General features: G+C 68.7%; 9 protein-coding genes and 1 pseudogene. 8 read left to right on the top strand and 2 right to left on the bottom strand.

What is annotated here, in order from left to right; translation table 11 throughout:
- The 4 genes and pseudogenes from ACFV9J_RS40425 to ACFV9J_RS40410 form a co-directional block, all read left to right on the top strand.
- Positions 1–94: pseudogene (locus ACFV9J_RS40425) on the top strand (alpha/beta hydrolase); the annotation flags it as partial.
- 77 nt (positions 95–171) lie between these two features.
- Entirely contained in the window at positions 172–759 is a 588-nt protein-coding gene (locus ACFV9J_RS40420; RefSeq protein WP_385363223.1) for a TetR/AcrR family transcriptional regulator, read from the top strand.
- A gap of 139 nt (positions 760–898) precedes the next feature.
- On the top strand, positions 899–1606 hold the full coding sequence (locus ACFV9J_RS40415) for a type 1 glutamine amidotransferase domain-containing protein (RefSeq protein ID WP_385363221.1): 708 nt from the start codon (positions 899–901) through the stop codon (positions 1604–1606).
- 172 nt (positions 1607–1778) lie between these two features.
- Positions 1779–2435 carry an NAD(P)-binding oxidoreductase gene (locus tag ACFV9J_RS40410; RefSeq protein WP_385363219.1) on the top strand — a complete coding sequence of 219 codons (657 nt, stop codon included), beginning with the start codon at positions 1779–1781 and terminating at the stop codon, positions 2433–2435.
- A gap of 18 nt (positions 2436–2453) precedes the next feature.
- On the opposite strand, the gene ACFV9J_RS40405 is transcribed toward ACFV9J_RS40410, so the two are convergent.
- Positions 2454–3404, bottom strand: a complete 951-nt coding sequence (locus ACFV9J_RS40405; protein ID WP_385363217.1) for a helix-turn-helix transcriptional regulator — start codon at positions 3402–3404, stop codon at positions 2454–2456.
- Positions 3405–3529: 125 nt separating this feature from the next.
- On the opposite strand from ACFV9J_RS40405, the gene ACFV9J_RS40400 reads away from it, so the two are divergent.
- From ACFV9J_RS40400 to ACFV9J_RS40385, 4 genes are all read left to right on the top strand, one after another.
- Positions 3530–4333: an SDR family NAD(P)-dependent oxidoreductase gene (locus ACFV9J_RS40400; protein WP_385363215.1), complete on the top strand. Its 804-nt coding sequence runs from the start codon at positions 3530–3532 to the stop codon at positions 4331–4333.
- A 128-nt stretch (positions 4334–4461) separates the two neighbouring features.
- Positions 4462–5511, top strand: coding sequence for a methyltransferase (locus ACFV9J_RS40395; RefSeq protein ID WP_385363213.1), 1050 nt, complete (start codon positions 4462–4464; stop codon positions 5509–5511).
- 178 nt (positions 5512–5689) lie between these two features.
- Positions 5690–7915, top strand: a complete 2226-nt coding sequence (locus ACFV9J_RS40390) for an MMPL family transporter (protein WP_385363211.1) — start codon at positions 5690–5692, stop codon at positions 7913–7915.
- A 191-nt stretch (positions 7916–8106) separates the two neighbouring features.
- Positions 8107–8853, top strand: coding sequence for a TetR/AcrR family transcriptional regulator (locus ACFV9J_RS40385; RefSeq protein WP_385363209.1), 747 nt, complete (start codon positions 8107–8109; stop codon positions 8851–8853).
- A gap of 25 nt (positions 8854–8878) precedes the next feature.
- On the opposite strand, the gene ACFV9J_RS40380 is transcribed toward ACFV9J_RS40385, so the two are convergent.
- Positions 8879–9526: a hypothetical protein gene (locus ACFV9J_RS40380; protein WP_385363207.1), complete on the bottom strand. Its 648-nt coding sequence runs from the start codon at positions 9524–9526 to the stop codon at positions 8879–8881.
- Positions 9527–9714: the final 188 nt, after the last annotated feature.

Here is a 9714-nt window from a genome sequence, read left to right as displayed (position 1 = left end):
CACCTACGTCGAAATCGACGGCGCACCCCACGGCCTCCTCACCACCCACACCACCGAAATCAACGAAATCCTCCTCGACTTCCTCGCCCGGTGACACTCCGCGCAGGGGCGGTGCGGCCGAGCCACGACGCCGAATAGGCGACTGGTCTAATAGGCGGTAAGGTGGTAAGCATGCCAGCTATCCAGGGCGACACTCGCCGCAGCATTCTCGACGCCGCCCAGCGGATCATGGCCCGTAAGGGATTCTCCGCGGTGGGTATCAACGAAGTCCTCACCGCGGCCGGGGTGCCGAAGGGGTCGTTCTACCACTTCTTCGGCTCCAAGGACGCCTTCGGCGAGGCCATGATGCGGGCCTACTTCACCGACTACCTGGCGGACATGGACCGCGTCCTCGCCCGGCCGGGCCTGACCTCGGCGCAGCGGCTGATGGACTACTGGCAGAACTGGCGCGAGACGCAGAGCCTCGACGACTGCCAGGGCAAGTGCCTGGCCGTCAAGCTCGGCGCGGAGGTCTCCGACCTGTCGGAGGCGATGCGGATCGCCCTGAAGGAAGGCACCAACTCCATCATCGACCGGCTGGAACGGACGATCACGGCCGGCCTGAAGGACGGCTCGATCACCGTCGACGCCACCCCCCGTGAGACCGCGCGGGCCCTGTACGACATGTGGCTCGGAGCGAGCGTCATGACCAAGATCCACCGCGACATCGGCCAGCTGGACACCACGATGACGGTCACCCGTCAACTCCTGCACCTGTAGAACCCCTGCGCCTGTAGAACCAAGGAATCAGGTCGCCCTCGACTCTCGACTCTCGACCCTGAAGATCCACCCCGAATCCAACCGGCTCTTGCTACTCTGCTTGAGACGACCGGTCTACTCAAGAAGGAAGTGCACTTCCATGAAGATCCTCATCGTTCTCACCTCGCACGACGAACTCGGTACCACCGGCCGCAAGACCGGCTTCTGGCTGGAGGAACTCGCCGCCCCCTACTACCGCTTCAAGGAAGCCGGCGCCGAAGTCGTCCTCGCCTCCCCCAAGGGCGGCCGACCGCCGCTGGACCCCAAGAGCAACGAACCCGCGTTCCAGACCGACGAGACCCGCCGCTTCGAGGCCGACCCCGACGCCATGGCCGACCTCGCCCACACCGTCCGGCTCGACAGCGTCTCCGCCGACGACTTCGACACCGTCTTCTACCCCGGTGGCCACGGCCCCCTGTGGGACCTGGCCGAAGACCCCACCTCCGTCCGGCTCGTCGAAGCCACCCTGCGTGCGGGCAAGCCCCTCGCCCTGGTCTGCCACGCCCCCGGCACCCTGCGCCACGCCACCAACCCCGACGGCACCCCCCTCGTCCGCGGCCGGAAGGTCACCGGTTTCACCAACGGCGAGGAGGCCGACGCCGGGCTCACCGAGGTCGTCCCCTTCCTCGTCGAGGACGAGCTCAAGCGACTCGGCGCCGACTACAGCAAGACGGACAACTGGCAGCCCTACGTCGTCATCGACGGCCTCCTCATCACCGGCCAGAGCCCCGCCTCCTCCGGGCCCGCCGCCGACGCACTCCTCACCCTCCTCACCCTCGTCAACCAGGTCGACGACGCCCGCGCATAACCCACACCGCCACACACACGGACCACCCACCCCGCGGACCCACCGGCACCAGCCCAAGGGTCCGCGGGGCACACCCCCACCAGCACCAGCACAGTCACTCCCGCCAGAGACGAAGAAGCCCACCCCCGCAAGGCCGGCCCCGGCCGGCACCCGACCAAGGAAAGTGACACCAATGAAGGTCTTCATCGTAGGTATCGCCGGCGGTGTCGGGAGCCGTCTGGCCCGTCTGCTGACCGCCGCCGGTGACCAGGTCGACGGGCTCTACCGCCGCCCGGAACAGGGCGAACGCCTCGCCGCCGAGGGCATCCACGCCACCCACGGCGACCTGACCCGCCTCGACGCGCCCGCCCTCGCCGACCTCCTCCACGGCACCGACGTCCTGGTCTTCGCGGCCGGAGCCGGCGGTGAAGGCGGCACCGCCGGCACCACCGCCATCGACGGCACCGGCCTGACCACCACCGTCGAGGCAGCCCGCCTCGCAGGCATCCACCGCCTGCTGCTCGTCTCCGTCTTCCCCGAGGCCTGGCGCGGCCGCGAGGTGTCCGACACCTTCGAGCACTACATCGACGTCAAGAAGCAGGCGGACGTCGCACTCGCCGCCACCGACCTCGACTGGACCATCCTGCGCCCCGCCGCACTCACCGACGAACCGGGCACCGGCCGGATCAGCCTCGCCCCCGCGCTGATCCACACCGACATCACCCGCGACGACGTGGCTGCCACCCTCGCCGAACTCGTGCACACCCCGCAGATCCGCCGACAGATCCTCGAACTCACCCAGGGCCCCGAACCCGTCGCCGACGCCGTCCGCCAACAGACCCGCAACTGACCGGCCGCACCTCTCGAATCAGGAGTTCTGCCGGGTGTACTCGGTGGGGCTGAGTCCGTAGCGCTGCTTGAAGGCGCGGCTGAAGTGGCTGCTGTCGGCGAACTGCCAGTGCGCGGCGATCTCCGAGACGGTCAGCCGGGTCGCCGACAGCGCCTGTCTGGCCGACTCCAGACGCCTCTCCCGGATGTAGGCGGTCACGGTTTCCCCGCCGGCCGCGAACGCGCGCTGCAGAGTACGCACGGAAACGTTCAGTTCCCGCGCCAGCATCGCCGGCGAGAGGTCGGCGTCGGCGAGCCGCTGCTCCGCGAGGTTCTTGGCGGCCTGGGCGAGGGCCGGGGCCAGGCGCGTGTTCACGTCGTCGAAGCCTCGGTGTGCCACCGCGACGGCCAACTCGACCAGTGTGTCCCGCGCGGCCCGGACGCCGGCCGGGCTCAGTTCGGGCAGTACCTCCTCCACCATGGTCGCGTGCGCCACCAGGAGGCGTACCTCGGCGGCGTCGGAGTGGCCGGTGACTTCGCGGCCGGCGAGCGGCAGGGAGAAGAGGGCGGCGGCGGGCAGCACGATGCACCGCGCCCTCGTACGGGGCGGGAGCGCGAAGTGAGGCAGCCCCGTGGCATGCCGCAGCAGGAATTCTCCCGCCACCACGGTGTGTTCCACCGTGCTGCGCCTGCTGCCCAGCGCCCAGGCACCGCTGTGCACCAGCCACAGGCGGATGTGATCGGTGTCCGGAACCGGCCCGTCCGCCGTCTGTGCCGCCGACTCCCCGTCCACGGTGGTGACGGCCACGTCGTCCACCCTGGCGGCACGGAAGCGCAGCCGGAAGTCGGCCGCGGTCGCCGCGCTGAACGTGGGGAGAGGGAACTCGTCTCCGACGTGGATGCGCCAGTTCCGCTCGTAGTCGTCCCGACCGGTGGCGGCCGCGCTGCGCGAGTCGAGTGAGAAGGATGCGGATGCGGTCTTGTCGTCCATGGTCCTACGAGTCTGCTTCCAGGATGTGTGTGTCGCCGATGTTCCAGGTGGTTGTCGCCCTGGTACATGCCGGGGTTTGCGTGACGTGCCTAGTGTGCGAAGCACTCGCAGATCAGGAGGACTTGGTGAACGAGCTGTCCGACCACCAGCACGACGGGCGCGACCACGACGGCCGCGTGGCCGTGATCACCGGTGCCGGCGGCGGCCTCGGCGTCCATATCGCGCACCGCTTCGCCGCCGACGGATACACCACAGTACTGGTGGGGCGTACCGAATCGACCTTGCGCCGGGCCATCGAGAGCGGCCCGGCCGGGGGCAACATGCACCCATGGGTCGGCGACGTCTCCGACCTGGCCGCGATCACCGAGGTCATGGACGGGGTGGCCGAGTGGTACGGGCATCTGGACGTCCTCGTCAACAACGCGGGTATGGCGCTGCCGGGCACTGTGGAGAGCACGAGCGAGGACGACTACCGCGCCATGATGAGCGTGAACGTCGACGGTCTGTTCTTCTCCTCCCGCGCCGCCCTGCCCCACCTGCGCGCGGTCGGCGGGTGCATCGTCAACATCGGTTCCGTTGGCGGCGTGCGCGGTGACTGGGCGCAGGCCGTCTACAACACCGCCAAGGGAGCGGTGGTCAACCTGACCAATGCGATGGCCCTCGACCACGGGCGGGAGATCCGGGTCAACGCGGTCCATCCCGGTGTGACGACCAGCAGCGAGGTGATCCGGGCGGCGCTCGCCGAAGGCACGGCGCTGCGCGAGCGGTTCGACGACCGGGTGCCCATGGGCCGGCCCGGCGATCCCGCCGAGGTGGCCGCCGTCGTGGCGTTCCTCGCCGGTTTCGGCGCCTCGTACGTCAACGGCGCGCACATCACCGTGGACGGTGGCCTGACCGCTTCGAACGGCCAGACCGACCTCTACCGCTGACCTGACCTAACAGTGTCAAATAAAACTCACACTGCTAAACCTTCCTGTCGTTGACTACCGTCGCTCGCGGCGGCCAGGTGCGCGACCGCGCCTTCCCGCACGACGGTACGAAGCCAGGAAGCAGGAACATGCCACTCTTCGAGCATCCTCTCGCCCCTGCCGGGTCCGCCGAACCGGCGGTGGGAGACACCGGCCGCATGCTGCAGATGATCACCGGCTACTGGGTGACCCAGGTCGTGCGCACCGCGGCGGAGTTGCGCATCGCGGATCATCTGCACCCGGCCGGAGCCACCGCTGCGGAGGTGGCGCAGGCCGAGTCGCTCGATCCTCAGGCGACGTTCCGGTTTCTGCGGGCCTGCGCCTCCGTGGGGCTGGCCTCCGGCCAGGACGGTGAGCGGTTCACCGCCACGCCGCTGCTGCGGACGCTGCGTACCGGTGCGCCCGGCTCGCTGCGCGACCTGGCGCTGTACGGCGGTACCGCCTCCCACTGGGCGCCCTGGGGGAACCTGTCCGAGGCCGTACGCACGGGCGCTCCGCAGGCGGAGGCCACTCTCGGCGCCCCGTTCTTCGACTGGCTCGCCGGGCACCCGGAGGAGGCCGGAGTCTTCACTGCCTCCATGTCCGCGATGACTCACGGTCTGGCTCTTCAACTGGCCGACGTCGTCGACCTGAAGGACGCCAGGACGGCCGTGGACGTCGGGGGCGCCGGCGGCACCTTCATCCACACCCTCATGCTGCGTCACAAGGAGTTGACCGGTGTGGTGCTCGACCTGCCCCACGCCGGCGCCGACGCCGTCGCGGCGGCCGAGCGACTGGACGTGGCCGACCGGTTCTCCTTCGTCGACGGCGACTTCTTCGAGAAGGTCCCGGCCGCCGACCTACACCTCCTGAAGTTCGTCCTCCATGACTGGGACGACGACTCCGCCGTGCGCATCCTGGAGAACTGCCGCGACTCGCTGACGCCCGGTGGACGGGTACTGGTCGCGGAACTCGTCGTCGACCGGCTGGGAGAGCCCGGGCTCCCACCACTGATGGACCTGAACATGATGATCCTGTCGACCGGACGGGAACGGAGCGTCGACGAGTTCCGGCGTCTCTTCCGGCGGGCGGGACTGAACCTCTCCAAAGTGTCCGCCTCCGCCTCTCTGGTGTCTGTGCTGGAAGCCGTACCCGCCTGATCCGGCGCAGCGGAATCTGACACCGGAATCTGACACTGTTAAGTATTTCGAGTACTGCCAAATCCATCTCCTCATGGCTAGCGTCACCCACGGCGATGAGGAGCGTGGCAGCCGCCCGTCGCGGTGCCCCCTCATTTGGCTCCGAACATGTGCAAGTTGTGCAAGCTAAGGAGATCTCGTGTTTGAACGCGTGGCCGAACTGGCGATCCGCCGGTCGCGGCTGATACTCGCCGTCGCCGTCGCGCTCGTGGCCTTCATGGGTTTCCTGGGCGGTGGGGCGTTCACCAAGCTGCTGCCGGGCGGCTTCGACGACCCGAACTCGCAGTCCAGTCGGGCCGCCGAGGTCATCGACGACAAGTTCGGCGGTGAGACGAACCTGGTCCTCCTGGTCACCTCCCCCGACGGCCGGGTGGACACCCCGGCCGCCAAGGAGAGCGGACAGGCCCTGGTGGCCGACCTCAAGGGCGAGAAGAACCTCGCGAACGTGTACTCCTACTGGGACACGAACCTCGCCGACCTCCGCTCCGAGGACGGGAACCAGGCCCTGGTCCTCGCCCATGTGAAGGGCGAGGAGGCGGAGTTGCAGGAGAACGCCCAGGACGTCATCGACGCCTACTCCGGAACGTACAAGGACGCGCTCGAGGTCCAGGCCGGCGGCGGCACCGCCGTCAGCGCCGACATCTCGACGCAGGTGGTCTCGGACCTGGTGCTGGCGGAGGCCATCGCCATACCGCTGACCCTGGTGCTGCTCCTGTTCGTCTTCGGCAGTTTCGTCTCCGCCCTGCTGCCGCTGGCCATCGCGGTCATCGCCATCGTCGGGGCCTTCGCCCTGCTCTCCGTCCTCGGCAGCGTCACCGAGGTCTCCAACACCGCGACCAACCTGGTCACCGCCCTGGGCCTCGGCCTGGGCATCGACTACGCCCTGCTGATGACCAGCCGGTTCCGTGAACAGCTCGCGTCCGGGGCCTCCGTGGGCGACGCCGTCCGCCGGACGGTGGGCACCGCGGGCCGCACGGTCGTGTTCTCCGCGGCGACGGTGGCGGCCGCGCTCGCCTCGCTCCTGGTCTTCCCCCAGTACTTCCTGCGCTCCTTCGGCTACGCCGGTGTCGGAGTCGTCGCCATCGCCGCCATCAGCGCCCTGCTGGTCATGCCCGCCCTGTTCGTCGTCCTGGGACACCGGGTCAACAAGGGCCGGATGCCCTGGGCCAAGCGGCAGCAGCCCAGCGCCCAGGCGTCCGTGTGGGGGCGTATGGCCCGTGGCGTGATGCGGCGGCCCGCACTCACCGCGCTGCCGGTGCTCGCGGTCCTGCTGGTGGCCGCCGCCCCGCTGATCGGCATCACCTTCGGCACGCCCGATGAACGGGTCCTGCCGGAGGACGCGGAAAGCCGCCAGGTCACCGCGATGCTCCGGGAGAACTTCAAGAGCAACGACGCGGCAGCCCTCCACATCGTCATCGACAAGACCGTCGCCAAGGAGGGGCTGAACTCCTACGCGAGCGAACTGGCCGCCCTCGACGGCGTCGTCCGTGTCGACACGAGCGCGAGCTCGTACTCCGGCGAGGGGTCCGCACCGGCCGGTGCCGGCAACCCCGCACTGGGGCGCCCCGACGCCCAGCAGATCACCGTGGTGAGCGGCCTGACCCCGAAGTCGGACGAGGCCGAGGCCCTGGTCGAGGAGGTGCGGGCGGTGACGGCGCCCGCGGGGACCGAACCACTGGTCTCCGGAACCGACGCCGAACTGGTCGACGCCAAGGACGCCATCAGCGGCAAACTGCCGCTCGCGATCGCCCTGGTCGTCCTCACCACCTTCGTCCTGCTGTTCCTGTTCACCGGCAGCATCGTGCAGCCGCTGCGCGCGCTGGCCCTCAACGTGATCAGCCTGGGAGCCACCCTCGGTGTCATGACCTGGATGTTCCAGGACGGCAACTTCTCTTCCCTGCTCGGCTTCACGGCCCAGCCCATGGAAGTGGCGATGACGGTGCTGATGTTCTGCATCGCCTTCGGCCTCTCGATGGACTACGAGGTGTTCGTCACCAGCCGGATCAAGGAACTCCACGACCAGGGCGAGGACAACGAGTCCGCCGTGGCGAACGGACTCGGTCACACCGGCCGCATCGTCTCGGCGGCGGCTCTCCTCCTCGCCGTGAGCTTCTTCGCCTTCGGCACGGCCAAGATCACCTTCATGCAGATGTTCGGCCTGGGCAGCGGCCTGGCCATCCTCATCGACGCCATCGCCGTCCGTGGCGTACTCGTCCCCGCCGCCATGCGCCTGCTCGGCCGCTCGGCCTGGTACGCGCCGCCCTTCCTGAAGAAGCTGCACGACCGGATCGGCCTGAGCGAAGGCGGTCCCGAGCCGGTGTCCGCGCCCGAGCCGTCGTACGCGAAGACATCGACGAAGGTCTGAATCCGGACCCAGAGACGGTGGGGGTGCTGGGCTCGGCCGACACCGGTTGCGATTGCCCAGCACCCCCGTTCCATCCGTTCAGGGGACCGGCCGGCGAACCGCGGCGTCGACACGGGCGCCCGCTGATACCGGTCAGGCCCGCCGCACGTGAACCATCCGGGCGACGCCGACGCTGAGGAACGGTCGTGATCATGAACGGAGACGTACCCGGCAACGCCGCACTGTCCCTGCGTGAACGACGTCGGGCCGCCGCGGTCAAGGAGATCCTGGCCGCCGCCGAGGCCCAGATCGCCGAGAACGGGCCTGCGGCGCTGTCACTGCGGGCAGTCGCCCGGAGCCTCGGCATGACCGTGCAGGCCCTCTACCACTACTTCCCGAGCAGGGACGACCTCGTCACCGCCCTCGTCACCAAGGCTTACGAGAACCTGGCTGAAGCCGTTCAGCACGCGGTCGACACAGCACCGGAGAAGCCCGGCATGCCCCGCCTGGTCGTCGCGGCCGAGGCCTACCGCCAGTGGGCGGTCGACCATCCGGAGCGGTTCCAACTCGCCTACGGGGCGCCCTTGCGGCAGTACGCGGCACCGGCGGAGGGGTCCTCCACCCTCGTCGTCCGCCGGATGGGCCGAATCTTCACGGATGCCCTGCTCAACGGGCTCACCACGGCGCAGCTCGCCACCGCCGAGGATCCCGCCCCCTCGCCCGCGCTGAGCCGGCACGTGGAGCGGAATCTGTCGCCGGACGCTCTCGGGGCCCTGCCGCCTCCCGTGGTGTGCCTTCTGCTGGGCGTTTGGGGCCACATGCACGGTCTTGTCGTCCTGGAGGTGTTCGGGCACACCACGTTTCTCGGCGCGCATCAGGCCGAGGTGTTCCGCATGTCGATGCAGGCCGTTTTCGAGGACGTCCGCCGCCGGATTCCGGCCGCCGAACCGGCGGAGTAGGCCGCGTCGGCGCGGTCCCGGCCTCTCAGCGCCGGCCGCGCCTCGCGAGTACGAGGACAGTGATCACGCCCGTGGCCACGGGCAGCCCGACCAGCAGGGTCGCGGGGTGGAGCAGCGTATGGGCGTACGGATTCGGGTCGGGCTCGCTGTTCGTCGGGAGCTCGCCCTTGACCATCGCGGTCATAAAGATTACGAAACCCAGTAAGAGGCCGAACAACGCCATGAAGAAGCCCATTTGCAGGTCCGACGCGAATTCCTGCCACCGTCGGCCGTCACTCCGACCGCTCGCGGCTTCGGCCCAGCGGACGTCGCGGACGGATCTCCAGTACTTCGTGTACAAGAAGAGCAGGGCGAACATCAGGGAAGCGGCACCGACCGAGAGAAGCAGTCCGTAGAGTCCGGAGTTCTCGTCCTCCCAGGCCAGCGCGGCAGCGACGTTGGGCACGACGAAGGCGGCCGGCATCAGGATCCACCAGAACAGATAGGTACGGGCGGCCTCGGACCAGCGGACCCGGGACCTGCCGACGAACTCGTAACTGGTGATCGCCCTGATGGAAAGGAGGCCGCTCTCATCCGCACGGGAGTTGCGCAGCAGCATCGTGCCCATACCGCCCTCGGTCGCCAGTTCGGGGAGATCTTCGTCCGGAGCCAAGGGGTACAGGACATCGGCCATGGGGAGCAGGGTATTTGGTCCGCGTCGGTCGTCGGAACCCTCAACCTCCATGAGGCGTGAAACACGCCTGTCCCAGCCAAACTGTAACGCACACTAAAGAACGTGCTACGCTTCTTCTGTAACGTCCACTAAACAAGCTTGGAGTGCAGTGATGAGCTACAGCGGCTACAAGTCCCTGGTGGTCCGTG

Source organism: Streptomyces sp. NPDC059906 (genome assembly GCF_042730645.1).
GTDB classification, from domain to species: domain Bacteria; phylum Actinomycetota; class Actinomycetes; order Streptomycetales; family Streptomycetaceae; genus Streptomyces; species Streptomyces rubrogriseus.
The sequence above is the reverse complement of the archived record's forward strand: the minus strand, read 5'-3'. Positions and strand labels throughout refer to the sequence as shown.

Excerpts from the sequence above, each read along its gene's own strand:
- ACFV9J_RS40420 (WP_385363223.1), top strand. The coding sequence starts at position 172 with ATGCCAGCTATCCAGGGCGACACTCGCCGCAGCATTCTCGACGCCGCC.
- ACFV9J_RS40415 (WP_385363221.1), top strand. The coding sequence starts at position 899 with ATGAAGATCCTCATCGTTCTCACCTCGCACGACGAACTCGGTACCACC.
- ACFV9J_RS40410 (WP_385363219.1), top strand. The coding sequence starts at position 1,779 with ATGAAGGTCTTCATCGTAGGTATCGCCGGCGGTGTCGGGAGCCGTCTG.
- ACFV9J_RS40405 (WP_385363217.1), bottom strand. The coding sequence starts at position 3,404 with ATGGACGACAAGACCGCATCCGCATCCTTCTCACTCGACTCGCGCAGC.
- ACFV9J_RS40395 (WP_385363213.1), top strand. The coding sequence starts at position 4,462 with ATGCCACTCTTCGAGCATCCTCTCGCCCCTGCCGGGTCCGCCGAACCG.
- ACFV9J_RS40385 (WP_385363209.1), top strand. The coding sequence starts at position 8,107 with ATGAACGGAGACGTACCCGGCAACGCCGCACTGTCCCTGCGTGAACGA.
- ACFV9J_RS40380 (WP_385363207.1), bottom strand. The coding sequence starts at position 9,526 with ATGGCCGATGTCCTGTACCCCTTGGCTCCGGACGAAGATCTCCCCGAA.